Source organism: Ruegeria sp. CL7 (assembly GCF_056536445.1).
The window spans coordinates 1,142,097-1,167,946 of record NZ_JBQFPQ010000001.1 but is presented as its reverse complement, the minus strand read 5'-3'; the positions used below and the strand labels follow the sequence as shown (position 1 = coordinate 1,167,946).

Below are 25,850 nucleotides of genomic sequence, written 5' to 3'. Positions count from 1 at the left end.
GAAATTGACAGTTTCCTGTTTCCCCAGCATGTTTGCCTCGGGCAGGCACAAAAGGTTCAGGATGGGTGTCAAATGGCGGAACTGTTTGATCAGACAGTATTTCTGAAGTTTTTGGCCGCCGTGCTTGCAATCTTCAATCCGCTTTACAACATCCCGATTTTTCTGAGCATGACGAAAAACTGCACCGCGGCAGAACGGCGGCATGTTGCGGTTGTTGTCATGATCTCGGTTACCGTCATTGCACTGACCGCTGTTGTGATCGGGGAAGAGGTGCTTGGGGTTTTTGGCATTGATGTGCCGGCTTTCCGGATAGCCGGAGGGATCATCATCTTCGGAATCGGGATGTCGATGTTGAAGGCCGAGGACCGGCCGCCGGGCGATCAGGCCGCGATGGACGACGGGCACGAGCGGAAACTGAATTTTGCCGTCGTACCGCTGGCGATACCTTTGACCATCGGGCCGGGCACGATTGCCATCACGATCGTTTTTTCGCACCAACTGTCGAACGGTGCCGAAATCGTGACGCTGGGTTCGGCGATCCTGATTGCCTGTGCGATCGTGGGGCTGGGATTGTTGTTCGCAGATCAGATCTCGCGCCTGTTGGGTGAGACAATGATCAACGTCCTGACCCGGATCATGGCCATCCTGCTGGTCGCCGTCGCGGTCGAGATGGTTCTGACTGGCACGTTCCATGCGATTGACGCGCATTATCCGGGATTGGTCAAAGAAGGCGAATAGTTGGATTGCTGCGGCAAACTGCTTTGCAAACAGGGTTGTCGAAAGCCATTTGGCGCGCTATCCCCCGCGCAACGAAATGGGTCCCGGATTGCGGCCCGCAGGTGGAGTTGCCAAAATGAAAGCACGGGTTCATGTGATGCTCAAGAACGGGGTGCTGGACCCGCAGGGCGAAGCGGTTCGGCACGCATTGGGCGCAATGGGCTTTGATCAGGTCGAAGGTGTGCGGCAGGGCAAGGTGATCGACCTTGAACTGGCCGACGGCGCGACCGAAGCAGATGTGACCGAGATGTGCGAAAAGCTTTTGGCCAACACGGTTATCGAACGCTACGAGATCGAACTGGTCTGACGGAATGCGGGCCGCGCGTCTGATCACTTACCGTCAGCCGCTTGAGGTAACGACGATCCCGGATCCCGCACCTGCGGAAGACGGCGTGGTCGTGCGGGTGCTGGCCTGCGGCGTGTGCCGGTCTGACTGGCACGCGTGGTCTGGTTCGGACCCGGATGTCATCCTGCCCATGACCCCCGGTCATGAATATTGCGGCGAGGTTGTTTCCGTCGGCGCGCGCGTCACCCGGTGGCGTGTCGGGGATCGGGTGATTGCGCCTTTCATTCTGGCCTGTGGCCGGTGTCCGGATTGTGCGCAGGGTCATCAGACGATCTGCGCGGATCAGGTTGTGCCGGGGTTCACCTGTGACGGCGCTTTTGCAGAATATGTCGCGGTGGCCCATGCCGACGCGAACCTGACATCCTTGCCGGACAGCATCGCGCCGGACATCGCGGCCGCGTTGGGTTGCCGCGTGACGACAGCGTGGCAGGCATTGGTCGGTCGGGCACAGGTTCAGGGCGGTGAATGGATTGCCGTCTTCGGCGGCGGCGGCGGTGTCGGGATTTCCACTTTGCTGCTGGGCAAGGCGCTTGGCGCACGTGTGGTAATTGTCGACATCACGGATGACAAACTAAACTATGCCAAGGCTCTGGGCGCTGACGCGGTGGTCAATGCGGCAACCTGCGATGCGCCTAAGGTGGTGAAGGAAATCACCGGTGGCGGCGCCCATGTTGCGATCGAGGCGCTTGGCGTCGAAGCTACGACCGTTTCCGCGATGCGTTCCCTGCGCAAAATGGGGCGCATGGTGCAGATCGGGATGCCTGCCGGAGATCACACCCAGATGGCGTTGCCGATGGATGTGCTTTACTCTGACCAGCTTTCCGTCTTTGGCACACGCGGAATGCCAAGCTGGCGCTATCCGTCTTTGTTGTCGCTGATCGCGGGCGGTGGAATTGACCTGAGCCCGTTGGTTACGCGAAAAATATCTCTCAACCAGGTGAGCGCCGAGCTTGCCGCCTTTGACCACCCAACCCCTCCGGGCGTTGCGGTCGTCACCGATTTTGTCTCGTAGGAGGGCCCGCCATGCGCGCAGCCGTAATCGTTTTCCCCGGATCAAACTGTGACCGAGACCTCGCGGTCGCCTTTGAGCAGGCTGGTTTTCAGGTCGACATGGTCTGGCACAAAGATGCGGCGCTGCCGGACGGTATTGATATCGTGGGCGTTCCGGGCGGGTTTTCTTACGGTGACTATCTGCGGTGCGGTGCAATCGCTGCGCAGTCGCCGATCTGCAAGGCCGTGGTCAACCACACTGAACGCGGCGGTTATGCGGTCGGGATCTGCAACGGATTTCAGGTTCTGACGGAAACAGGTATCCTGCCGGGGGCGCTGCTGCGCAATGCCGGGCTGAAATACATCTGCAAGACTGTGGGCCTGAAAGTCGAAACCAGCGACAGCGTGTTTACCGGTGGCTATAACGCAGGCGACGTGATCGGTATTCCGATCGCGCATCACGACGGCAACTATTTCGCGGATGACGCAACGCTGGCGGCGTTGAGAGATCAGGACAGGATCGCATTCACCTATACCGAGAACCCCAACGGCTCAGTCGGTGATATCGCGGGGATCCTTTCCGAAAACCGTCGTGTTCTGGGTATGATGCCGCATCCCGAGCGTGCGGCCGATCAAGGGCATGGCGGCACCGACGGGGCGGCGCTGTTCCGCGCATTGTCAGGTGTGTTTGAAGCGGCGTGACTTGAGGTCACGCGCGCCCGCGCGTAACGTCTGATCATGAACTCGGACGTGCGATCAGGCTGGTCAAAGCTGCTGAAACCGTTTCGCGGCGCCCCGTTGGGGTGGCGGCTGCGGCTGGCTGTTATTGTATTGATGGTGGCAACAATCGCAACGGTTTGGATCACCAACCGCTTGTTGACCGACAGGTTCACCGAATCCACCCGCAACCGGGCCGAGCTGCGCCTTGCGCTGTATTCGGGCAATTTGCTGAGCGAACTGCGCCGCAACTCGATCGTGCCCCAGTTGCTGGCGCGGGACCCGACACTGATTTCGGCGCTGCAATCCAGAGACTATTCGTTATCGACGCAGCGTTTGATTTCGTTCGTTGAGGAAATCGGTGCGGCGTCGTTGATGCTGTTGGATGGTGACGGGCGAACGGTTGCGGCGACGGATCGGAACAGGCTGGGCGAGGCGCACAGGAATATTCCGTATTTTGTGGATGCGATCCGGTCAAATGCGACGATCTTTTCCGTTATTCCCAAGGAATCCGGCGGATACAGCTTTGTCTATTCGCGCCGGCTTGAAAACAGTGCGGAAATACTGGGCGTGATCGTTGTCGAAGTTGATCTGCAAAAGTTTGAACAGGCATGGGCCGGTATTTCGGATGCGGTGATGGTCACTGACAGCACCGGGACCATCATTCTGTCCACCGAACCGCGCTGGCGGGGTCTGGATGAGGGGGCGGCCCTGCTGCGTCAACCGCCGCAAGGGGCGATCCAGCGGGCCATTCGCGCGACCACCGATTGGACCGCTTTGCCACCTGACGCCTACCTGCAAGGCGAGGCCGTGATGCGTCTGGAGACGCGCATCCCGTTCCGCGGCTGGCAAATGACATCTTTCACGACCTATGCCTCGATCCGCGAGAAAGTGAACAGCGTTCTGGCGCTCGAGATCATGGGCTTTGCGATTCTTCTGGCGCTGGCGTTCTACGCGCTGAGCCGAAGGGCGACGCTGCGCATGACCCTGTTTCAGCGCGAGTCGGCAGAGCTTCGCGCATTGAACGCCAGGCTACAGCGGGAAATCGCTGAACGCGAACGGGTTGAAAAGACGTTGGATTTGGCCGAACAGACCCTTGCCCAAAGCTCGAAACTTGCAGCTCTGGGTGAGATGTCAGCGGCGGTCAGTCACGAGCTGAATCAACCTCTGGCTGCAATGAAAACCTATTTGGCCGGCGCCCGTCTGCTGTTGCGTCGAAACCGGCCGGAAGAAGCGTTGGCAAGTTTCGGTCGCATCGATGGTCTGATCGAGCGGATGGGGGCGATTACGCGGCAGCTAAAATCTTACGCGCGCAAGGGGGCAGATGCGTTTTCACCTGTAAATCTTGGCGAAGCGCTGGCCTCGGCCTTGTCGATGATGGAACCGCAGTTGCGTCAGCGCCATGTAAAGATCACCCAGATCCTGCCGGAAGAACCGGTGGTGGTGATGGGGGACCGGATGCGGATCGAGCAGGTTATGGTCAACCTCTTGCGCAATGCGCTGGACGCCACCAAATCAGTGGCAGAGCCGGATGTGGAAATCATCCTGGCGGCGGGTGACACGGCTGTCCTGACGGTACGCGACAACGGGCATGGGATCGAGGATATCGAGAACCTGTTCGAGCCGTTTTATACCACCAAACAGCCCGGAGACGGGGTGGGCCTGGGGCTTGCCATCTCGTCGGGGATCGTGAACGACCATGGGGGACGGCTGACTGCGCGCAACGGCCAACACGGCGGCGCGGTGTTTGAAATGCAGTTGCCAGCACTGGGAAGCGACGGCCTTGAGGCCGCGGAATAACGAGGAATGACTATGGCACAGGCCATGAAAATCGCCATTGTGGATGACGAACAGGACATGCGCCAATCGATCAGCCAATGGCTTGCTTTGTCCGGGTATGACACGGAAACCTTTGCCAGCGCCGAGGACGCGCTCAAGGTTCTGGGGCCGGATTATCCGGGGATCGTGATCTCGGACATCAAGATGCCGGGAATGGATGGCATTCAGCTTCTGAAAAAGCTGATGGGGGCCGACAGCACCTTACCGGTGATCATGATCACCGGCCACGGTGATGTGCCGATGGCGGTTGAAGCGATGCGCGTTGGCGCGTTCGACTTCCTTGAAAAGCCGTTCAACCCCGATCGGATGTCCGAACTGGCCAAACGCGCCAGCAATGCGCGCCGTCTGACCTTGGACAACCGCGCCTTGCGGCGCGAGCTGTCCGGCGGCACCCAGATCATGAACAAGCTGATCGGTGCCAGCCCGGTCATGGAGCGGCTGCGTGAGGATATTCTGGATCTCGGCCAGGCCGACGGCCATGTGTTGATCGACGGTGAAACCGGCACCGGAAAAACGCTTGTGGCTCACGCGCTTCATGCCGTTGGCAGCCGTGCCGGTAAGAAGTTTGTTTTGGTGTCCTGCGCCGCGCTTGAAGAGGATGCACTGGCCAAGCGCCTGTTTGGCCCGATGATGCCCGAAGATGCGCAACTGCCCGCCATCGAAGAGGCGCGTGGCGGGACGCTGGTTCTGGAAGACGTGGAAGCGTTGAGCGATACGTTGCAGGCCAAACTGCTGAGCGTGATGAACGAGCAGGGCACACCTGCGGAGACCCGGATCGTTGCCATCTCGAACTTGCAGGAGGCGGGCAAGACGTCGGAAGACGTGCTGCGCCCGGACCTGTTTTATCGCTTGGCGGCGCTGCGCATCACCATGCCACCGTTGCGGCAGCGGGGCGAAGATATCCTGACCCTGTTTACCCGTCTCAGCGAGCAGTTTGCCGAAGAATACGGTTGCGATGCACCCCAGGTGAGCGCGCAGGAGGCTGCGCAATTGTTGCAGGCCCCTTGGCCCGGCAATGTGCGCCAGTTGATCAACATTGCCGAACGGGCGGTGCTGCAATCGCGCCGTGGCTCGGGCACCATCGCGTCTCTGTTGATGTCCGATCACGAAGAGATGCAGCCGGTGATGACCACCGAGGGCAAGCCGCTGAAGGAATATGTCGAAGCGTTCGAACGAATGCTGATTGATAATACGATGCGCAGGCACAAAGGCTCTATCGCGTCAGTCATGGACGAGCTTTGCCTTCCTCGCCGGACGCTGAACGAGAAGATGGCCAAATACGGCCTTCAGCGTTCGGACTATCTGTAAGCGATGCGATTTGGGGGCTCTGCCCCCGTCGCCTGTGGCGCCTCCCCCGGGATATTTTTGGCCAGATGAAGGGGGCGTCACCGCTGGTTTGGGCGCAGAATGCAGTTTGCCCATTGTCTTTTCCACAGGGTTGCTTTTATTGTGTCGGAACGGGCCGGGCGAATTTGACGCCTGCAAGTCCCGAATCTTTGAGTTTCGCTGCTGATCCGTTGGTGAGGGTCAAGACCTCGCGGTTCAGCAGACCGATTATGCCCATCAACGGGCAGTGGAGTACCTGAGCCCGGGATCACTGGGCGAAAGGAATAAATGGGCAGGCTGCGTTCAGACGCGCCTGTCGGAGAAGAACCGCGATGACGCGCGCGCAACGATTGAGAGAACGGGCAGGGGGCCACAGCGCCAGACCCTGCCGCGCGCCGTCTGATATCGCCCTGACAAGACACCTCCCCAAAAGCGCCTGTCCGCCTGGACAGGTCAGGACAACGCGTTTGGCGCGGTGCACCAAGGACAAATGGCTAAGAAAATGCTTATCGATGCCACCCACGCGGAGGAAACCCGCGTCGTGGTGGTTGACGGAAACAAGGTCGAGGAGTTCGATTTTGAATCCGAAAACAAACGCCAGCTTGCCGGCAACATCTATCTTGCAAAAGTAACGCGGGTTGAGCCGTCGCTTCAGGCGGCCTTTGTGGATTATGGCGGGAACCGGCATGGTTTCCTGGCATTCTCTGAAATTCACCCGGATTATTACCAGATCCCTGTCGCTGACCGTGAGGCGCTGATGGAGGAAGAGCGCGCCTATGCCGAGGCTATGAAGGCGCGCGATGAGGCTGAGGAGGCCAAATCCAAGAAGCGGCGGACCCGGTCTCGTGCGAAGGCTGCTGACGTGAAATCGGATGATCCGGTTGAAACGATGGAGGTTTCGACCGAACCAACCGGCATGGAAACCATCGATCTGGACGAGGGTGAAGAAGCAGATGTTGATGTTCCGGAAGGAACGTCGCCGATGGAAGTCGTCGCTGAAACTCCGGTAGAGGAGCCGGTTGACGATGACGCGGCGGCCACTGAAGGAGCAACCGAAACCGCTTCGGGTGAGGCTGCGCTGGACGACGTTGCCGAGGAAGCAACTGAACAGGCTGTCGAGGCCTCGGACGACGAGGCGGAGGATCAGGCCGAAGAGGCGGTGGAGGCCGTTGAAGACGTTTTATCGGAAGGCGATGAAGCCCAATCCGAGCCCGAGCAAGCAGAAGAACCTGTCGAAGCTGCGGATGATGAACAAGACCCTGATGAGGACGTTGACGAAACCAAAGGTACAGACGCTGCATCAAAAGACGCATCGATTGAATCGGTTGCTGACGATGATGACAGCGAAGACATTCGTCCGCCGCGCAAACCGCGCCCGCGTCGTTACAAAATACAGGAAGTCATCAAAGTACGTCAGGTTCTGCTGGTGCAGGTTGTCAAGGAAGAGCGCGGAAACAAGGGTGCTGCGCTTACGACCTATCTTTCGCTGGCAGGACGGTATTGCGTTCTGATGCCCAATACCGCACGTGGTGGTGGCATCAGCCGCAAGATTACCAACGCGGCGGACCGGAAAAAGCTGAAAGAGATCGCAACGGATATCGATGTGCCAACCGGGGCGGGTTTGATCATTCGAACCGCCGGAGCCAAGCGAACCAAATCCGAGATCAAGCGCGACTATGAATACCTCCAGCGTTTGTGGGAGCAGATCCGGGCGCTGACACTGGAATCCATCGCGCCGGCAAAGATCTATGAAGAAGGTGATCTGATCAAACGGTCGATCCGAGATCTTTACAACCGTGATATCGACGAAGTCTTGGTCGAAGGTGAGGGCGGGTACCGCATCGCCAAGGACTTCATGAAGATGATCATGCCGTCGCACGCCAAGAACGTGAAACGGTACGAAGATGCGCTACCTCTGTTCGCGCGCTATCAGGTGGAAAGCTATCTGGCCGGGATGTTCAATCCCACCGTACAGCTGAAATCCGGTGGCTATATCGTGATCGGCGTGACGGAAGCGCTGGTGGCGATCGACGTGAACTCGGGCCGGGCAACCAAGGAAGGCTCGATCGAGGAAACCGCACTCAAGACCAACCTTGAAGCTGCGGAAGAGGTTGCACGTCAGTTGCGCCTGCGCGACCTCGCAGGTCTGATTGTCATCGATTTCATCGATATGGACGAGCGCAAGAACAACGCTGCTGTCGAAAAGCGTCTGAAAGACAAGTTGAAAACCGACCGCGCCCGCATTCAGGTTGGTCGTATTTCGGGTTTTGGTCTGCTGGAGATGAGCCGTCAGCGTCTGCGCCCCGGTATGATCGAGGCGACCACACAGCCATGCCCGGCATGCCACGGCACCGGCCTGATCCGTTCGGACGACAACATGGCGCTGTCGATCCTGCGTCAGATCGAAGAGGAAGGCACCCGCCGCCGCTCGCGCGAGGTTCTGGTGCGCTGCCCGGTCAGTATCGCGAACTTCCTGATGAACCAGAAGCGCGAGCATATTGCCCAGATCGAGGCGCGGTATGGGCTTTCGGTGAGGATCGAAGGGGATATCCATTTGGTCAGCCCGGACTTCTCGATGGAGAAATTCAAGACGGCCAGCCGGATTGTTCCCGAGGCCACGGCGCCTGTTGTTTCTGTCGATGCGTCGCTGATGGATCTTGTCGATTCATCGGACGCGGAAGAGACCGAAGAGGAAATCGTTCAGACCGAAGAAGAGGCAAAGCCCAAGCGCAAGCGCCGTCGTCGTCGTCGCAAGAAAGGCGCGGGCAATGGGGATACGCCGGAGCAGACCGCAGAAGAGGGTGAAGCGCCAGCACAAGAAGACGCAGAGAGCGATACGCCTGACGTCGAAAGTGCTGAGCCGGCTGAAGCTGAGGCTTCGGAGGAAGAAAAACCGGCAAAGCCCAAGCGCAAACGCGCCCCGCGCCGTCGCAAGAAAGATGCGGTGGCCGAAGAAGTTGCGGATCAGCCTGAAGAGCCATCCGCCACGACGGCGGACGCCGTGACGGAAGAGCCGGCAGCCGAGGAAACCGGCGAGAGCATCGAGGGCGAAAGCGCAGAGGTCGTGGCGGAACAAGTTGAGGTGGCCGCTGAACCAGCCGAAGCACAGGCTGACGCTCCGCCGTCGGAAGAGCAACCTGCAAACGGTGTGGATGCGGCACAAGCGGTTGAAGAAGCGGATGAGGGTGAAAAGCCTTCTGCGGAAGCTGTAGAAGCCGCTGACGTTTCAGAAACCGACGATCCTGCCGAAGACGGGCCAGCGGAAACAACGCCCGTGCCGGTGCTTGAAAGCGTGGCGGAAGAGCCTGAACCTGTACCCGCCAAACCCAAACGTCGCGGTTGGTGGTCGCTGGGAAGTTAACAAAAAAGGCGGGCTGATCGGCCCGCCTTTTTTGGCCTGCAACGTAGGTCAGCCGGATTTTTTGATCAGATAGATCTGATGTGCGCCGTCAGTGTTCTGGGAAAGCAGTGTATGCCCGGCCTCAGCACAAAAATGCGGAACATCCACGATGGCCGCAGGGTCATCGGCCAGCACCCGCAGAACGGCACCCTCGGGCATGGATTTCAATCGTTTGCGGGCTTTCAGGACGGGCAAGGGGCACAACAGGCCCAAAGCGTCCAGGGTATCTGTAATCTCTGACATGATTTTCGGGATAGGGCGAAGTTGTAATATTGTCCAGATTCCGAGCACGAGGATGTGACTGTTTGGCCCCGTGACGGATTGCTCTTCATCACATATGTGCAGAAACATGTTCGGAATCGAAATCATAGACGCGGGACTGCTGCCCGCCATGTTGGTCGCGCTTCTGGGTGGCCTGATCAGCTTTCTGTCGCCTTGCGTATTGCCAATCGTACCGCCTTATCTGGCGTATATGAGCGGCGTTACCATACATGAGATGCAGGACGAGGCCCGTGCGCGGCGCAAGGCGACCCTGTCGGCGCTGTTCTTTGTCATGGGCCTGTCGACCGTGTTTCTGCTGCTTGGCTTTACCGCATCGGCCTTTGGCGCGTTTGTGCTGCAAAATCAGGTTCTGTTCGCCAAGCTATCCGGTGCCGTTGTCATCGTCTTTGGCCTTCACTTTCTGAATGTTTTCCGGATTCCTTTTCTGGATCGCGAAGCACGGATTGAAACCGGTGATTCCGGTGGGTCGGTCTTTGGCGCTTACATCCTTGGCCTGGCTTTCGCATTTGGCTGGACCCCCTGCATTGGTCCTCAACTGGGTGCGATCCTGTCACTGGCGGCGAACGAAGCGTCGGTCGCGCGTGGCACGTTTCTGCTGGGGGTCTACGCTGCGGGTTTGGGTATTCCGTTCTTGTTGGCAGCCATGTTCCTGAATCGCTCCATGACCGTGATGAACCGGATCAAACCGTATATGGGCACGATCGAAAAGATCATGGGCGGGCTGTTGTTATTTGTGGGCATCATGCTGATAACCGGGCTTTTCACCCGCTTCAGCTGGTGGTTGCTGGAGACTTTTCCGGCGCTGGCAAATTTCGGGTGATCAACTGACCCTCTTACCTTGGCTGCAAGCCTGCGTTAACCTGCGCATCAGAAGGTAAGGGCATGAGCAGTCACACAAATCAGCCGCAGGTGCGCAGACGTCGGGTGTTCTATATACCCGGCTATGATCCGATGCCGCCCCGGCGATATCGCGAGCTGTATCGCAGTGAATCGCAGAATCAGGCCCGGATCTCGGGGTACGAGATCGCCATATCCCCAAAGACAACGGACGGGCGTTTTGGGTGGCGTGTGACCTCGGAACAAGATGGCCTGACTGTTGAAACGGAATTCGAGGTTCTGGTCTGGTCCGACATCGTGCGCGACAGCATGTCGGCCTCGATCCCGGCGACCTATTGGCAATTGGCCCGCACGGCGTGGATTTACATGTCAACCGGTACGTTGTGGCGTCTGATGCGATTGCGCAAGGGCCCGGTGATCGCCGCGTTGTATCCAGTGGCGATGTTGGTGTCTCAGCTGCTGATCGCGCTTGCGTTGGCATGGGCGTGCATAGCCATGGCAGGTTGGTGGGGGATATTCCCCGGAGCGGCTATCGCCGTCGCGTTACTGCTGTGGTTTCGCAAGGTCGATAACCGGTTGTTTGCGTATTACCTTATGCATGATTACGCCTATTCAGCGCAGTTGAGCGGGCAAATGCCGGTCGAGCTGCGAGACAGGTTGTCTTCGTTTCGTGAAACGATCCAAGAGGCGCTGAATTCCGATGTGGATGAAGTGCTGGTCGTTGGCCACAGCTCGGGCGCGCATCTGGGGGTGTCTGTTCTGGCCGAGCTGATCCGAAAAACGAAAGTGCACGAGCAACGCGCGGTGCTGTCGTTTCTCAGCCTGGGACAGGTGGTTCCCATGGTCTCGTTTCTGCCCCGGGCACACGATTTGCGGTCCGATCTGCATTTCCTGTCCACACGGTCCGAGCTCAGCTGGCTCGATGTCTCGGCCCCCGGTGATGGCTGCGCCTTTGCGCTTTGCGATCCGGTTGCGGTCACGGGGGTGGCCGATGCTGATAAACGCTGGCCGCTGGTCCTTTCAGCGGCTTTTTCGCAAACCTTGTCTCCGGGACGCTGGAAGGCTTTGCGATGGCGGTTTTTTCGGCTTCATTTTCAGTATCTTTGCGCCTTCGACAAGCCGGAAAGTTATGATTATTTCCGGATAACGGCTGGCCCGTTGACGTTGGGGCAAAGGTTTGCGGATCGTGAGGCTTCGCGCAGCCGCATCGAGACGCCTGTCTCCAAGTTCACCTCGGTACACCCATGACCATGACCCCGCCCAAGCCAGACCCGCGCCCCGAGAAAGTTTCGTTGCTGCGCTATGTGAAACTGTTTAGACATGACCTGCTGTCGGCCCAGCCAGCCCGGCTGTATCGAGCATGGATGGCAGAATTCAAAACCCCGTTCTTCCGGTCGTTTCTGATCAATCAACCGGAACTGGTTCAAACGGTCCTCAAGAAACGGGCTGACGATTTCCCCAAATCGGGCAGGATCAGCGAAGGCCTGCGCCCGTTGCTTGGCAACTCGGTGTTTCTGACCAATGGCGAGACCTGGAAACGACAGCGGCGGATTATCGATCCCGCGTTCGAAGGGGGGCGTCTGAAGGATACATTCCCGGCCATGCTGGCCGCCGCCGAGGCGTGTGTAGAACGGCTGCGGCCTCATGTCGGAGGGGAGCTCGAATTCGAAGAGCAGACAAGCCATGCGGCGGCGGATGTGATATTTCGCACCCTGTTTTCCGTTCCTATCGACAACGCTATCGCCAGCCAGGTGTTCGAAAAGTTCCGGGCCTATCAACGCGCGCAACCTTTGCTGAATCTGGCGGCTTTTGTTCCCTTGCCAAAGTGGCTGCCCCGGTTTCATTCCGGGGCGACCAAACAAAACGCGCGGGATATCAGGGCGCTGATTGCCGAACTGACCAGAACACGCGCAAAGGCCATCAAGGACGGAACGGCACCTGATGATCTTGCGACCAAGATCATGACGACGGCTGATCCCGAAACCGGGCAATTCTTCGACCCCGAGGAAATGGTTGATCAGGTGGCGATCTTTTTTCTTGCCGGGCATGAAACCAGCGCGTCAGCCTTGGCCTGGACGCTGTACCTGATGGCCCTTTACCCGGAATGGCAGCAGAAGGTTGCAGAGGAGGCCGCCGTTCTGGATGATCCTTCATTTGCCTCTGTTTCAAAACTTCGGATCAGCCGGGATGTGTTCCGTGAAGCGCTGCGCCTTTATCCTCCGGTGCCCATGATGGTCCGCGAGACCACGTGCCCCGAACGGTTCCGTAACCGGGATGTTCCGGTTGGCGCGCAGATCGTGATCAGCCCGTGGCATTTGCACCGTCAGGCGCGTTTGTGGGACGATCCGGACGGTTTTGATCCCAGCCGTTGGGGCACGGAAAACGGCAAGCGGTGCCAGCGCGACGCTTACATCCCGTTCTCAGCAGGCCCCCGAGTGTGCACCGGGGCAGGGTTTGCAATGGTCGAAGGGCCGCTGATCCTGTCAATGCTCTTGCGCCGCTACCGGTTCGAAACAATCCCGGGAAAAACACCTGTTCCGGTCGCTCACCTGACGGTTCGATCCAAAGATGGCATATGGTTACGCCTGTTTGAGCGCTAACAACCTACCATCGGTTCACGCCCTGTTGTATGCGGGGAAGAACATCGGAATCATCATTGAACGGGAAAACAATATGTCCAAAGCAGAACAGCGCGCGCAGATGATCAACGGCACGGGCTTTATCGCGGCACTGGATCAAAGCGGCGGATCAACCCCGAAAGCGCTTGCGTTGTATGGTGTCGAGGCATCCGACTACAACTCAGACGAAGAGATGTTCGGTGAAATCCAGAAGATGCGTGCCCGCATCATTCTGGCCGACGATTTCACAAAGGACAAAGTGATTGGTGCAATCCTGTTCGAACGTACCCTGGGCGAAGAGATCGAAGGCCGCAAGGTTGCCGATTACCTGTGGTCGGTCAAAGGTATCGTGCCTTTCCTGAAGATCGACAAAGGCTTGGAAGAACAGGCAAATGGCGTTCAGATGATGAAACCGATCCCCGGTCTGGCCGAGACCCTGGCCAAGGCCGATGGTGTGTTCGGCACCAAGGAACGCTCGGTCATTCACGAAGCGAATGCCGACGGCATCGCCGCGGTGGTTGCCCAACAGTTCGACGTCGCCCGCGAAGTCACCGATGCCGGTATGGTTCCGATCGTGGAACCCGAAGTGAACATCCATTCGGAAACCAAGGCCGAGGCGGAAGACATTCTGAAGGCTGAAATTCTCAAAAACCTCGATCAACTGGCCGAAGGCCAGGAAGTGATGCTGAAGCTGACGATCCCGACACAGGCAAACCTGTATGACGCGCTGGCAGACCACCCGCGGGTCTTGCGGGTTGTGGCCCTGTCCGGCGGTTATTCGACGGAAGAAGCCTGCGACCTGTTGAGCCGAAACTGCAAGATGATCGCATCCTTCTCGCGGGCTTTGACCGAAGGTCTGTCGAAGCAGCAGTCAGATGCCGAATTCAACGCGGCTCTAGGTGGCAACATCGACAAGATTTACAAAGCCTCGGTCTGATCCGTCAGGCAGGTTTGATGAAAGAGCGGCGCATCTGTGCCGCTTTTTTTCTGCCGATGCAGCCCTCGGCGTGGTCATTGACCAGCCCCATGGCCTGCATGAACGCAAACACGGTTGTTGGGCCGACAAACTTCCACCCCCGTTTCTTGAGATCCTTCGACATGGCCACGGATTCGGGTGATGTGGATGCTGTTTGCGGGGGCGGGGGTGTTTCAGCCTCATAACGCCAGACATAAGCCGCCAGAGATCCTTCGGCGGCCACAAGGTCCTGCGCGCAACGCGCATTGTTGATCACCGCTTCAATTTTGCCGCGATGACGGATGATCCCGGCGTCCTGTAGCAGGCGTTCCACATCGGCATCAGAAAACGCGGCCATCTTGTTGAAATCAAATCCGCAGAAGGCTTTCCTGAAGTTTTCGCGCTTGTTCAGGATTGTCCGCCAGCTGAGACCTGACTGAAAGCTTTCGAGGCACAGTTTTTCAAACAACCGTTGGTCATCGTCGACAGGGTAACCCCATTCATTGTCGTGATATTCAAAGAATTCGGGCGCGGCCTGACACCATGCGCATCTTTGCTGCCCATCCGGCCCGGTAATGGTGTCGCTCATGGTTGTACCCTTTTTGTTCCAGCTCACGTTACACGTCGAGTAGAGGGCGTGACAAGTCTCAATCAGGGTTGCGGAACCAGTTCAGCACAAAGACGCGTATGGCCGATGCAAGACCCGTTTCCGGGTCGCGGGCCACATCAATTTCAGCCGCCAAGGCATTGATTGGCTTACCTTGTTCCTGAGCGATCTCGCGAAAAGAACGCCAGAATTCATCCTCGAGTGATACCGAAGTTCGGTGTCCTTTCAGGGTCAGAGAGCGTTTGACAGGACGGCCGCTCATTCGTCCAGCTCATGATTGTCGAGGTCGCGCTTTTGTTTTTTCTGTTGAAGCTTCACGACTTCTTTTTCAGCTTTTGTACGCCCAAATGCGACGGCGTTCCGGTCAGCGCGGGCCTTTCTTTCGGCCCGCGCTTTTTCCTTTCGATACCGGTTCAGATTGACCGGCTTGCCCATCAGTCTTTTGGGCCGATCATCTGTTCGGGGCGGACGACAGCGTCAAAGGTCGCTTCGTCCACAAAGCCCAGCGCGATGGCTTCTTCCTTGAGCGTGGTACCGTTCTTGTGGGCGGTTTTCGCAACGGTGGTCGCATTGTCATAACCGATGGTAGGGGCAAGCGCCGTGACCAGCATCAGCGATTCCTTCATCAGCTTGTCGATGCGCGGCTCGTTCGCTTTGATGCCCATTAGCATCCGCTCGGTAAAGCTGTCGGTGGCATCCCCCAACAGCTGGATCGATTGCAGCAGGTTGTAGGACATCATCGGATTGTAGACGTTCAATTCGAAATGCCCTTGCGACCCGGCAAAATTCATCGCCGCGTTGTTGCCCATCACATGCGCGGCGACCTGTGTCAGCGCTTCGGCCTGCGTCGGGTTTACCTTGCCGGGCATGATCGACGAGCCGGGCTCATTTTCCGGCAGAATCAGCTCACCCAGGCCGGAACGAGGCCCGGAGCCCAGGAAACGAATGTCGTTTGCGATCTTGTAGCAGCTGCCGGCAATCGTCGCCAAAGCGCCCGAAAGGAAGACCATGGCATCATGCGCGGCCAGCGCTTCGAACTTGTTCGGCGCCGTCACGAAGGGCAGGTCAGTGATCTGGGCCATATGTCCTGCGACCGCTTTGTCCCAGCCGTGCTGGGTGTTCAGGCCGGTGCCAACGGCCGTTCCGCCCTGGGCCAGTTCATAAATCCCCGGCATCGCCGCATGTACGCGTGCGATTCCCTGACGAATCTGGTGGGCATAGCCACTGAACTCCTGACCCAAGGTCAGCGGTGTCGCATCCTGCGTATGGGTTCGGCCGATCTTGATGATGTCCTTGAACTCCTCGGCCTTCTGCTCGAGCCCGGACGCCAGTTTTTCAAGGCCGGGAAGCAGGACGTCGCGTACGCTCATCGCTGTTGCGATATGCATGGCGGTTGGGAAAGTATCGTTCGACGATTGTCCCATGTTGCAGTGGTCATTCGGGTGTACCGGGTCTTTGGAACCGATCTTGCCGCCCAGAATCTCGATGGCTCGGTTGGCGATGACCTCGTTCGCATTCATGTTCGACTGGGTGCCCGAACCCGTCTGCCACACGACCAACGGAAAGTTGTCGTCGAACTTGCCCTCGATCACCTCGCCTGCGGCCTGAATGATCGCATCTGCTATCTTTGCGTCCAGCTTGCCCGTTGCCTTGTTTTCCATGGCGCAGGCTTTCTTGATCACGCCCAGCGCGCGCACGATGGCGACCGGCTGTTTTTCCCAGCCGATGGGAAAATTCATGATCGAGCGCTGCGTCTGTGCGCCCCAATACTTGTCGGCAGGAACCTCGAGCGGGCCAAAGCTGTCGGATTCTGTGCGGGTTTGAGACATCGGTCACTCCGTCTGGTATGCAGTTGTATGCCGTTTAGCCGCAGCCACGCCGTGACGCAATCGGCCAGTTGCGCGCACCTTAAACTTAAGGGCGTCAAAGGTATAGGCGCGGGGTGCGTCACTTTAATCGTTATAGGCGGGGAATGTGCATTGTTTGCCGATACCGCTGGGCTACAATGGAGCAATAGACGCCATGGAGGACAAAATGCCAGATTTCCATCGCCTTACGCTTGGAAAAGCAGTCGCGATACTTGCAGTTTGCGCTTTGTGGCTGTCGGTTCTGAGCGCAGCGGCCCGCGCGGCAGACATTACACCGTTCACAGGAGATTATATCGGTTCAGCCGAAGTTGTGGACGCGGATGGCACGACAACGCCCCGCGACATGAGCGTTTCCATCTTCGAGACCAAGAACGGTTTCAACGTCAGTTGGCGGACGACGACATACAAGTTGGATGGACGCGTAAAGGAACAGAAGTTCTCGATTGATTTTGTTCCGTCGGATCGACCGGATGTGTTTTCGGCGGCGATGAAACGCAATGTTTTTGGTCACGAAGTCCCGTTGGACCCGATGAAGGGCGAGCCATTTGTATGGGGCCGCATCGTCGGCGAAACACTGACCGTGTTTTCTTTGTTCATTGACGAGGACGGAGGATATGAGTTGCAGCAATTCGACCGCACGCTTGCTCAGGGCGGGCTGAACCTCGCGTTTTCACGATTCATAGATGGTCAAAAATCACGATCGGTCGAGACTTTCCTAATGAAACGATAAACCCCGCGCCGGGCGGGGTTTGAAGGTTCACTTCCGAAAGCTGTCCAGCGACACGATATCCGCATCGTGATGTATTTCTTCTTCTTCGACTTCGATGTCGTCTTCGATGATTTGATCTTCTTCGATTTCGTCTTCCGGGCTTTCGAAGCGAAGGCCGAATTCCACGGATGGGTCCACGAAAGTCTTTATTGCGGAATAAGGGACGTACAGCGGTTCTGGGGCATCGCCAAAGTTCAAAGTGATGCCAAAGCCGAGGTCACCGACTTCGAGGTTCTCGAACCAGTGCTGCATGACGATGGTCATTTCTTCGGGATATCGTTCACGCAGCCAGTCGGCGATTTCCACACCATCTTCACGTGTGTCGAACGTGATGAAAAAGTGATGCGCCCCGGGTAGACCGGTTTCAGAAACGTCCTTCAGCACTGTTTTGATCAAGCCGCGCATGGCGGTGTGCATCAGGTTTCCATAGTCGATGCCTTGCGACATGTGTGATCCTCAAAAGTGGTTATGCTCAGCATAGGGGTTTTGTTCGGAAACGAAAGGGCGGGTACGACCGGATTGATCAGATATTGTGTGCAGCCAGGCCGGCAATCGACATCAGGGCAAGCACGGTTCCCATCCCTAATTTCAGTCGAAAAATCAAGGCCCCAGCAAGGATAGTTAGACCGAATGCGGTAAAATTCAACGCGGAAATCTGCGGCATGGGGATTGCCAGAGGACCCCATGATTTTTCAGACACCGATTCGAAAAGAACATTCAGGGCGAACCACACGGAAAGGTTGAGAATCACTCCGACGACGGCCGCGGTGATTCCATGAAGGGCCGCGGACAGGCGAGGACGCGCAGCCAGACGGTCAAGATATGGGGCCGCAAGAAAAATCCAAAGAAAGCACGGAACGAACGTCGCCCACAATGCAACCGCACCGGCTGCAAGCGCCAGCGTGAACCCGCCGGTCAGTTGCCCGGTCAGCATGGCGACAAACTGTGTGACAAGTATGAGCGGCCCCGGAGTCGTTTCCGCCAGACCCAGCCCATCAATCATCTGATCCGTGCTGATCCAGTGGTACTGGTCGACAATCGTTTGGGTCATATAGGCCAATACGGCATATGCGCCGCCAAAGGTCACAACGGCGAGTCGGGCAAAAAACCACCCCAGATCGCTCAGCAGTTGATGGCCTGTGACGCTCAGAGTAACGAGCGGGCTCAACCAAAGGGGCAACCAGACAGCAATCGTTCGCAGAGACCGCGCCAGATGTGGTGTTCCTTCTCGCGTGGGAGTTTCTACGGGTCCTTTGAAGGTCACGTACCCCCAAGCTGCGGCAACGAATATGATCGCCGGAAAAGGAAGGTTCAGCAGAAAAATGGCCAGGAAGGACAGGATTGCGATTGTTCGATGCTCGCGATCATTCAATGCCTTGCGCGAAAGATTGCGGAGCGCCTGCAAAACGATGACGATGACGGTTGCCTTGATGCCCGTGAAGGCCGACTGCACCAAGGGAACATCGCCAAATACTGAATAGAGCGCGACCAGAACCGCAATCACCAACGCGCCGGGCAACACGAACAAGCTGCCGGCAATCAGCCCGCCGGCAACGCCGCGCAGGCGCCACCCGGCATAGGTTGCCAGCTGCATCGCCTCGGGGCCCGGCAGCAACATGCACAGAGACAGGGCGCGCAGGTAAGTCTGTTCATCCAGCCAGGGTCGGCGTTCGACCAATTCCTGATGCATCAAGGAAATCTGAGCCGCAGGACCGCCGAAAGACAGCAGACCGATCCTGCCAAAGACCTTGAAAATCTCGGCCAGTGTCGGTGTCATGACGTTCGCCCGGTGGGCCAGTCATGGCTTTCGTCAAACCCATCGCGCGCCCAGCGATACATCGCGTCGTAAAGGTTCATCCCGGCTTTCAGGTTTTCATGGTCATCGCGGTACTGCCTTGAAAGCCCGACAGACACCGCCAACAATCCCGCCGCTTCGGGTGCAAGCGCGTGCCGGTTCGTGTCCGCTGCCCGGATGACCGTCGCCAACCGGTCCAGCGCAGGGGAGTGAAGCTCGAATTCATCCAACATTGTGTCAAACGTGCAGTTGTCGCCTCGGTGGCTCCAGAACGTGTTCTCGATATCAAAAGGTGACGCCCCGAAAACAGTCGCAACGCTTTCGACTTCGCCGGGTGCCACAAACAGGAACTTGGCGTCGGGATCAACAAACCTGCGTATCAGCCAGGGACATGCGATTCTGTCGATCTTGGGTCGGTGACGTGTGACCCACAGCGTATGGCCACCAATTCGATCAGGAATGCGTGTTGCGGGCACACGTGGTGCATCGGCCATGTCGCGCCAGGCATGCATTCCACCTTCCAGATATTCGGCTTGATGCCCTTCGCCGCGCAACCAGGAGACAACGCCCTGGCTCAGCTTTTTGCCTTTTTGACAGATAATAACGACCGAACGGCCCGAGATCTTGCACAAAAGCCCCTGAAGATCCGTGGCCGGGTGCCGGATTGATGCGGGGATCAGATAGGGATCTTCTTCAAAATCGTCATTCAGGCAGACGTCGAATAGAACGGGCGCATTCGGAGTACCAATCAGACGCAGGAGTTGTTTGGGAGAAATAGAGTTGGGCGATGCCATGGCATGTTTCCTTGTGACCGCGGATACATGCGAAACTTGGGCTGTCGCCTCACGGGGCGTTCGCAATCTTACCCCATGGCACTTGCTAGCGCGCAAGGGTCATGGGGGTCAAGATTGCTTTGGGTTCACGCCCAGTCCAGGCGTTGCCCGGTCATGCATACGGGCAGGGTGTCCGATGGAAACTGGCCCAGCTCTTCAAAAAACGAGATGAAGTCAAAATGGTTGTAGGCTTCAACCATCTTTTCGGCCTTGAACCGCGCCATGACCTGGCCCGTGACTTCCAGTGGCGCGCCATTGTCAGCCCGAAAAGTACGAACATGCAGAATGGCAGACACCCAGTCGCCGTTTTCGATGATCTTGGGCAATTCGACCTTGATGTCCCCCAGAATATGGCGGAACGCCATGACCAGATCCCGAAAATCGTCCGCACCGACCTGCATTTCCGGAATCAGCCCCTCGGCCGTCGTTTCGGGTGCAAAGAACTGATCAATTGCTTCGGTGTTTCCATTTTCCCAAACTTCGGAGTACCACTTTCTGAGTATCTCTGAATTCGTCATCCCAGTTCTCCTGTCCAAGTGCTGGCAAGATGGCAAAAAGGAATGAATAAACTCTGAATCTGCCAAGGGACGGGTGAATAAAATCAGACATGTGGGGGATTAATGCAGGTTTCTGTTGCCAGGTACCTGCGAACCCCGCCTTACGCGGCTAGGCGCAAGGGCTTAAGTTTCGGTCTTGCTACTGCTTACGCAGCAACTGCAACCGGAGCACGATTGTCGTTTGCAATTGTACTGTTTTCGCCGGTAACGGTGGCAGACAGCCGAGACAAAGCTAACCCCTTTAGACGTTCGTCGATCCTGTTTCGGCCCCAAAATCCCCAAACGAAGGATGGTTGGTGGAGCCGCCGGGTACCGCCCCCGGGTCCGATCCGCTTATTACGAGCGCGTTTATGTCCATAGTCCCGAAGGACGATTCTTATATAGGTGAGGTGATGGGTGGATGCAAACTCAGAATGAACTCAGCCGTGTTTAACATTTCCAATCTGTTAGGTGGCTTTGTTGAAGTTTGCAGCGATGAGCCAGACGGCCAGAAACAGTTCGATTCCCCCAAAGATCAACGCCTTGGCCAAGGGGGGATTGTCCAGCGCGACTGACACAAACCGGCCCAGCGCCGCACCGGAATAGACAATGCCCAGCATGACATAGGCCATTGGGTTGTTCAGCCAGATAACGGCGATCCCCGTCACAACAAACAAACCACCGACCGAGGCGCGCATCTCGGACAACCCCATCGTGCTGTTGGTCGGGGCCAGATCCAGGGCCGACGCGGTGTGGGCCGGCGCCAGAAACCCGAATGCGCCGAACCCGATGGTCAGCAATGCCGCGATGACGTTCAGAGTTGCGACCATTCCGGCCCCCTTATGGTTCAGGCCGCGTAGGCGGCGTCAAAGAAATCACGTTCCAGTTCGACAGCGCGATGGAACAGTCGCGTGACCTCGGCCTGTTCGGCCGCATCCAGCGTCGGCCAGACGTTATCCAACTGACTGCGCAGATACTCCACGACGCTTTCGAACCCTTCGCCCGCATGTAGCGTGATCCATTCTGCAAACCAGAACGGCAAGCCGTTTTTGGGCGGGTTTTCTGGGCTGGCCCAGCTCAGATAAACCCATTCCGCCACGACGAGTACCGCCAGCATGTTCTGATAACGGCCAGAGGCTGCGGCTTCGGCCATCAGATCTTGAAACGCCCGCGTGGCAGGCGCGGGCTCGGTGCTGGGCTCAGTGCCCAAAGCGTCCATCGCGCGCAGGAAATAGGTGTTCTCGGGGCCTGTGATCACCGCCAGAAACTGCGCGGCCGGTACGCTGTCAGCAAGGGTCGGCGCATGCGCGATGGCGCTGGCCAAAAGACGCACGAAACCGTCGACGAACTGATAATCCTGTTGCAGATACCAGCGCATCTTGTTCTCGGGCAGGGTGCCGTCAGACAACTCGCGGGTGAAAGCATGGGTTGTGGCGGCCGTCCAGTCGTCGATTTTGCCCTGACGCAGCACTTCGGTTGGGCGGGTTTGGTCCTGCATTCGGAAGCTCCAGTTTTGTTTCGATGCAGACAAAGCGCGTTTCAAAACAAAGTACAAGGTCAGCCAAGGGCGGACCAAAGACCCAGACCACCGACCAGAATGAGGCTCAGGGCCCAGATGAGCTCCAGGTTGAACCAACTGCGCGACAGGAATTGCAGACCAAGCCAACTATAGACCGCAAAGGCCAAAAAACCGCCACCCAGAACCATGGCGGCCGTATGCAGCGCGGCGACGCCCAGAACCAAAAGGGTGTTCGTGGTCATGATCTGAGAAATCGCTTGATGGCCCGCGTCCAGTTCATCCACGGCACACAGGCCCAGATAGATTGGAACCAGCATCAGGGCAGCCCCGTGGGCAAGCGCCACAAGAAAAGACCACAGCGCGAGCCTGCTTGGCGGGATCCGCGAAAGAAAGCGGGGATGACGGCGGGTTATCGCGATGTACAGGCCCATGCCAATCACGACCAGAGCCGCGCCGATGCGGATTTCATTCTGATAATCGACCAGTACGGCCATCAGGGCAAAAGGAAGAAGTACGCCAAGCATGGCCACGAAATGCCCGCCAGCCAAAGCCGCGAGTGCACCCCAAAGCGCGGATTGGCGTTGTTCCATCAGAGCCGAAGACACCGCCAGCGGCCAACCCATGCCGGGGTTCAGGCCGTGATAGGCTCCGCTCAGAACAACGGCCAGCCACAGGCCAGCCGTTGATGACATCAATAATTCCAACTCAGACCGACGGATAGCAGAAGCTGTCGGTTGAACAGTCTCCGCCCTCCAACCGTATCTGGTGGCTGCGATAGCCCTTGGGAAACTCTACCCAGAACTTCGGATCCAATGTCAGACCACCATTCTCGCCGACATCAGCCTTGACCATGGCCGCACCACCTTCTTCGGGGTAGAACTGATCGTCCCACGTGGAATAAAGCGAATTGGTCCAATAGACGCGTTTGCCGTCGCGGCTGATTTCGACCATCTGTGGACCATAGCCAAAGGTTTGACCATTTGGATGCTTTGTCTTTTTGACGATTCCGCCGATCTCGACCTTGCCTGCCAGGGTTGGGTTCATCGGGTCGGATACATCGTATTGATGCATCTCGCCGGTTCCCCAGCACGCGACATAGAGGTACTTGTCGTCCAGGCTCAGGTCGATATCAGTGACCAGCGGCGGAACGGCAGAGAAGCCCTTCAGAAGGTCAGGAAGATCATCAGGATCAGCGGGTTGCGGATCGATTGTTATGGTCTTCTTGGCTTCGAACGTGCCGTCATCATTGCGCCACCAGGTGAAGATCGCCCCTTGCAGGTTGGTCGTATCGACGACAACGCCGCAGAACCCGTATTGTTTTACGGGATCATGCGCGGGGCGGATTTCCAGGGCCATCTGATGGTTTTCGCCCAGATCGATGGTTTGAATATTCGTCCGGTTCCGAAGGTTCCAGAAATGGATCCGGTGGCCGTACTTGTTGGACAACAGATCCTCGGCCACCAGCCCGTTTTCGAATTGCGGCGGCAGGCCCCATTCGGAACTGACCATGTAGTCACGCGGCAGGTTCCACCAGAAATCATAATGCTTGTCCTGCACGCCGCGCTCGATCTCATAGCGCCCGATGATATCGAAGGTCTCGCAATCCATGATGAATATGCCTGGAGGGCCATCTGTGCCGTCGGGGCCGCCGCCACCAAGGGTGCTGACATAGATGCCCTCGGGCCCGCAATGGATCGTGTGCGGACGGGAATACCCTGTCTTTGCAAAGACTTCTTCGGGTTCGATGATCTTGTGAATCTTGGCCTCAAGCGGGTTCTTCACGTCAATGACATAAATCCGGCTGGACCGGATGCCCGGGATGATCAGATAGCGCCGCTCCAGAAACGCATGACCGCTCAGCGGCGACAGGGAAGAAGAACAGGCGTTCCAGCCAAAATGGTGAAATTCGTCGCCCTTTTCGGGCATGATCACCTGATGCACGATCTTTCCGAAATCGTCCGAGCTTGGATCGACATTCACAACCGCCAGCCCGTCGGGTTGAGAAAAGTCAGGGCTGAGCATCAGCGTGAATGCAAGCGTCTCAGCGGGGCCCTCCATCGCAAGTTTCGCGGATGGATAAAAACTTGGGTCCGGTCTTTGGTTCATAACGTCCTCCCGTAAGTCATTGAACTTCAATTCATATTGAAAGTTCCGATCTTGGCGCCGGATGAAAATCTGCCCGCTTTTTTGCCCCTTGTTCTGATCTTGTTTCGAATGCGGCCCTCAGGTCGGTTTACGTTTGCTTTCGGCCACGTCATGGGCCAGCCGTCGTGTGTAGTGTTCCAGATCAACAAGTGCGGAGTCTACGGTGTCCGCGTCTTTTGCCTCAAGCGCGTCCACTATTCTGCTGTGCAGTCCGATGATCTCTTCGCGGGATCGCGCCGTGAATGTGATCATGTTCATCAGCGGTTGCATCGCTTCCACGGCGCCCGCCAGCTGATAGGACAGGACCGGGTTGCCAGCCCCATCCACCAGCGCGCGATGGAAAGTCACGTCCGAGGCGCAAAATGCCTCGTCCGTCAGGCCCGGTTGGGACTGGCGGAATATTTCTGCCCGCATGGTCGCCAGGTGATCTGCCGTGCGCCGCTGCGCTGACAAAGGCGCACAGGCCCTTTCCAGGGCATATCGCGCCTCGCATGCGGTATCGAAGCTGACCGCATTCATCGACAGCAGCAATGTCGAAGTCGTGACTTGCTGAGAATAGGCATCCTCAAAGCTCAGGCGATTCACGAACGCCCCGCCGGAAGCGCCGCGTTGTGTGCGGATCAAGGATTGCGCGGCCAGCCGTTTCAATGCCTCACGCACGGTCGGGCGAGAGACCTGGAACTGATCCGACAGCTCGGCTTCGGACGGCAGGCGCGCGTCCACGATCAGTTCACCCGATACGATCGCATCCCGAATGGCCTGGGCGATCTGGGCAGACAGGTCTGCGGTTTTCCGGGGCGCGGTTTTCATCTTCAGACGACCTTGGGCAAATTTTTATTTGTCTGACATTTAAAAGTCTGACATTTGAAAAGCAAGGGAGTTGAGTCGGGAGGCCGAAGTGAGTCGTACGTGGCTGCGCAGCGGAATGTGGCTGGGCTTTTATGTTCTGATCTTGTGGGCGTGGTGGGTCATGTTCTCGATGAGCCGGGACATGGGCCTTGATCTGATCGGCCGTCCGGGGCCGATGGGGCAGGCGATGGCCGCGATGGATCCGCGCATGGACATGTACATGCCCATGGCCGAGTTCGGGCCGCTGTTTTCAATGTGGGCGATCATGATGGCGGCCATGATGCTGCCGACCCTGATCCCGACCCTGCGCAGTTACGATGACCTGATCCGCAGCGCAAATGGCAGCCGCGCCGGCTGGCTGGGGGTTCTGGCCGGGTATTCCATCGTCTGGGTCGGGTTTGCGGCCGTGATCGCAGGAATTCAGTTGGTTCTGCTGTTTGGCGGTGTTGTCGATATGCTGGGAATTGCCAAATCCGGCTGGGTCGCGGGCGGCTTGATGATTGCCGTGGGCGCCTTTCAGTTTTCCCGCGCCAAAGAGGTGTGCCACGGTGTCTGCCATGCCCCGATGACCTATTTCCTGGGACATTGGAGAACCGGTTTTGCAGGTGGCGTGCGCATGGGCTTGGGTCTTGGCGCCTTTTGCGTCGGCTGTTGCTGGGGCTTTATGGCACTCGGCTTTGTAGGCGGTGTCATGAGCCTGTTGTGGATGGGGCTCGCGACCCTGTTCATGGTTTTGGAGAAACTTCCTCAGATCGGGCACGCCGTGACCCGTCCAATGGGGTTTGTGTTGATTGCGGGCGGTATCGTCCTGCTCGTGTATCCAATTAGCTACGGAGGATAAG

At 57.7% G+C, this 25,850-nt stretch carries 27 protein-coding genes and 1 other RNA gene; 13 read left to right on the top strand and 15 right to left on the bottom strand.

Features of this window, described 5'->3' with window-relative positions:
* Window positions 1-72: 72 nt before the first annotated feature.
* The 7 genes from ACR0LI_RS05925 to ACR0LI_RS05895 all read left to right on the top strand — a co-directional run bounded on the left by ACR0LI_RS05925 (window position 73) and on the right by ACR0LI_RS05895 (window position 9,356).
* Entirely contained in the window at window positions 73-738 is a 666-nt protein-coding gene (locus ACR0LI_RS05925; protein ID WP_209833215.1) for a MarC family protein, read from the top strand.
* Window positions 739-853: 115 nt separating this feature from the next.
* Entirely contained in the window at window positions 854-1,084 is a 231-nt protein-coding gene (gene purS / locus ACR0LI_RS05920) for a phosphoribosylformylglycinamidine synthase subunit PurS (protein ID WP_117872765.1), read from the top strand.
* A gap of 4 nt (window positions 1,085-1,088) precedes the next feature.
* A complete protein-coding gene (locus tag ACR0LI_RS05915; RefSeq protein ID WP_480718175.1) occupies window positions 1,089-2,135 on the top strand; it encodes a zinc-dependent alcohol dehydrogenase family protein in 1,047 nt (348 codons plus the stop codon).
* An 11-nt stretch (window positions 2,136-2,146) separates the two neighbouring features.
* The gene (gene purQ / locus ACR0LI_RS05910) at window positions 2,147-2,815 is read left to right on the top strand and encodes a phosphoribosylformylglycinamidine synthase subunit PurQ (RefSeq protein ID WP_152457897.1); all 669 of its coding nucleotides are present in this window, start codon (window positions 2,147-2,149) and stop codon (window positions 2,813-2,815) included.
* Between the two features lie 132 nt (window positions 2,816-2,947).
* Window positions 2,948-4,630 carry a sensor histidine kinase gene (locus ACR0LI_RS05905; RefSeq protein WP_371732232.1) on the top strand — a complete coding sequence of 561 codons (1,683 nt, stop codon included), beginning with the start codon at window positions 2,948-2,950 and terminating at the stop codon, window positions 4,628-4,630.
* Between the two features lie 12 nt (window positions 4,631-4,642).
* Window positions 4,643-5,977 (top strand): sigma-54-dependent transcriptional regulator, encoded by a 1,335-nt coding sequence (locus ACR0LI_RS05900; RefSeq protein WP_050603452.1) that lies wholly within the window; start codon window positions 4,643-4,645, stop codon window positions 5,975-5,977.
* Between the two features lie 508 nt (window positions 5,978-6,485).
* Window positions 6,486-9,356: an Rne/Rng family ribonuclease gene (locus ACR0LI_RS05895; protein WP_480718174.1), complete on the top strand. Its 2,871-nt coding sequence runs from the start codon at window positions 6,486-6,488 to the stop codon at window positions 9,354-9,356.
* Window positions 9,357-9,404: 48 nt separating this feature from the next.
* On the opposite strand, the gene ACR0LI_RS05890 is transcribed toward ACR0LI_RS05895, so the two are convergent.
* The gene (locus ACR0LI_RS05890) at window positions 9,405-9,638 is read right to left on the bottom strand and encodes a sulfurtransferase TusA family protein (RefSeq protein WP_171632649.1); all 234 of its coding nucleotides are present in this window, start codon (window positions 9,636-9,638) and stop codon (window positions 9,405-9,407) included.
* Between the two features lie 106 nt (window positions 9,639-9,744).
* On the opposite strand from ACR0LI_RS05890, the gene ACR0LI_RS05885 reads away from it, so the two are divergent.
* The 4 genes from ACR0LI_RS05885 (at window position 9,745) to ACR0LI_RS05870 (ending at window position 14,069) form a co-directional block, all read left to right on the top strand.
* Window positions 9,745-10,497 carry a cytochrome c biogenesis CcdA family protein gene (locus ACR0LI_RS05885; protein WP_171723327.1) on the top strand — a complete coding sequence of 251 codons (753 nt, stop codon included), beginning with the start codon at window positions 9,745-9,747 and terminating at the stop codon, window positions 10,495-10,497.
* 62 nt (window positions 10,498-10,559) lie between these two features.
* Window positions 10,560-11,762: a hypothetical protein gene (locus ACR0LI_RS05880; RefSeq protein ID WP_480718173.1), complete on the top strand. Its 1,203-nt coding sequence runs from the start codon at window positions 10,560-10,562 to the stop codon at window positions 11,760-11,762.
* 2 nt (window positions 11,763-11,764) lie between these two features.
* Window positions 11,765-13,114: a cytochrome P450 gene (locus ACR0LI_RS05875; RefSeq protein WP_480718342.1), complete on the top strand. Its 1,350-nt coding sequence runs from the start codon at window positions 11,765-11,767 to the stop codon at window positions 13,112-13,114.
* Between the two features lie 73 nt (window positions 13,115-13,187).
* Entirely contained in the window at window positions 13,188-14,069 is an 882-nt protein-coding gene (locus ACR0LI_RS05870) for a fructose bisphosphate aldolase (protein ID WP_480718172.1), read from the top strand.
* Window positions 14,070-14,073: 4 nt separating this feature from the next.
* Here the strand turns inward: ACR0LI_RS05870 and ACR0LI_RS05865 are convergent, their stop codons facing one another.
* Genes ACR0LI_RS05865 through fumC form a run of 4 tightly spaced genes read right to left on the bottom strand, consistent with a single transcriptional unit; the run spans window position 14,074 to window position 16,523 of the window.
* Entirely contained in the window at window positions 14,074-14,676 is a 603-nt protein-coding gene (locus ACR0LI_RS05865; protein WP_480718171.1) for a DNA-3-methyladenine glycosylase I, read from the bottom strand.
* 58 nt (window positions 14,677-14,734) lie between these two features.
* Entirely contained in the window at window positions 14,735-14,956 is a 222-nt protein-coding gene (locus ACR0LI_RS05860) for a ribbon-helix-helix domain-containing protein (RefSeq protein WP_480718170.1), read from the bottom strand.
* Window positions 14,953-15,129 (bottom strand): DUF4169 family protein, encoded by a 177-nt coding sequence (locus ACR0LI_RS05855; RefSeq protein ID WP_171231680.1) that lies wholly within the window; start codon window positions 15,127-15,129, stop codon window positions 14,953-14,955. Before ACR0LI_RS05855 ends, ACR0LI_RS05860 begins: the two co-directional genes overlap by 4 nt.
* Window positions 15,129-16,523: a class II fumarate hydratase gene (gene fumC / locus ACR0LI_RS05850; RefSeq protein ID WP_210092325.1), complete on the bottom strand. Its 1,395-nt coding sequence runs from the start codon at window positions 16,521-16,523 to the stop codon at window positions 15,129-15,131. The genes ACR0LI_RS05855 and fumC overlap by 1 nt, the downstream gene beginning before the upstream one ends.
* Before the next feature lie 205 nt (window positions 16,524-16,728).
* On the opposite strand from fumC, the gene ACR0LI_RS05845 reads away from it, so the two are divergent.
* Entirely contained in the window at window positions 16,729-17,292 is a 564-nt protein-coding gene (locus tag ACR0LI_RS05845; RefSeq protein WP_171632634.1) for a hypothetical protein, read from the top strand.
* Window positions 17,293-17,319: 27 nt separating this feature from the next.
* On the opposite strand, the gene ACR0LI_RS05840 is transcribed toward ACR0LI_RS05845, so the two are convergent.
* The 10 genes from ACR0LI_RS05840 to ACR0LI_RS05795 form a co-directional block, all read right to left on the bottom strand.
* Window positions 17,320-17,778: an SspB family protein gene (locus tag ACR0LI_RS05840; RefSeq protein WP_171168262.1), complete on the bottom strand. Its 459-nt coding sequence runs from the start codon at window positions 17,776-17,778 to the stop codon at window positions 17,320-17,322.
* Between the two features lie 76 nt (window positions 17,779-17,854).
* Window positions 17,855-19,108, bottom strand: coding sequence for a chromate efflux transporter (gene chrA / locus ACR0LI_RS05835; RefSeq protein ID WP_480718169.1), 1,254 nt, complete (start codon window positions 19,106-19,108; stop codon window positions 17,855-17,857).
* Window positions 19,105-19,920, bottom strand: coding sequence for a chromate resistance protein ChrB domain-containing protein (locus ACR0LI_RS05830; protein WP_209833202.1), 816 nt, complete (start codon window positions 19,918-19,920; stop codon window positions 19,105-19,107). Before ACR0LI_RS05830 ends, chrA begins: the two co-directional genes overlap by 4 nt.
* Window positions 19,921-20,045: 125 nt before the next feature.
* Window positions 20,046-20,477 carry an ester cyclase gene (locus tag ACR0LI_RS05825; protein WP_480718168.1) on the bottom strand — a complete coding sequence of 144 codons (432 nt, stop codon included), beginning with the start codon at window positions 20,475-20,477 and terminating at the stop codon, window positions 20,046-20,048.
* Between the two features lie 101 nt (window positions 20,478-20,578).
* Window positions 20,579-20,926: a transfer-messenger RNA gene (gene ssrA / locus ACR0LI_RS05820) on the bottom strand.
* A 36-nt stretch (window positions 20,927-20,962) separates the two neighbouring features.
* Window positions 20,963-21,325: a DUF4345 family protein gene (locus tag ACR0LI_RS05815; RefSeq protein WP_480718167.1), complete on the bottom strand. Its 363-nt coding sequence runs from the start codon at window positions 21,323-21,325 to the stop codon at window positions 20,963-20,965.
* Window positions 21,326-21,342: 17 nt separating this feature from the next.
* Complete coding sequence (locus tag ACR0LI_RS05810; protein WP_480487497.1) at window positions 21,343-21,993, bottom strand: TenA family protein; 651 nt, start codon at window positions 21,991-21,993, stop codon at window positions 21,343-21,345.
* A gap of 59 nt (window positions 21,994-22,052) precedes the next feature.
* Window positions 22,053-22,706, bottom strand: a complete 654-nt coding sequence (locus ACR0LI_RS05805; protein WP_480718166.1) for a hypothetical protein — start codon at window positions 22,704-22,706, stop codon at window positions 22,053-22,055.
* 13 nt (window positions 22,707-22,719) lie between these two features.
* Window positions 22,720-24,120, bottom strand: a complete 1,401-nt coding sequence (locus ACR0LI_RS05800; protein WP_152457916.1) for a selenium-binding protein SBP56-related protein — start codon at window positions 24,118-24,120, stop codon at window positions 22,720-22,722.
* A 117-nt stretch (window positions 24,121-24,237) separates the two neighbouring features.
* Window positions 24,238-24,969, bottom strand: coding sequence for a FadR/GntR family transcriptional regulator (locus ACR0LI_RS05795; RefSeq protein WP_171723319.1), 732 nt, complete (start codon window positions 24,967-24,969; stop codon window positions 24,238-24,240).
* A 115-nt stretch (window positions 24,970-25,084) separates the two neighbouring features.
* Here ACR0LI_RS05795 and ACR0LI_RS05790 point away from each other — a divergent pair, with 115 nt between their 5' ends.
* The gene (locus ACR0LI_RS05790; protein ID WP_480488144.1) at window positions 25,085-25,849 is read left to right on the top strand and encodes a DUF2182 domain-containing protein; all 765 of its coding nucleotides are present in this window, start codon (window positions 25,085-25,087) and stop codon (window positions 25,847-25,849) included.
* Window position 25,850 lies beyond the last annotated feature (1 nt).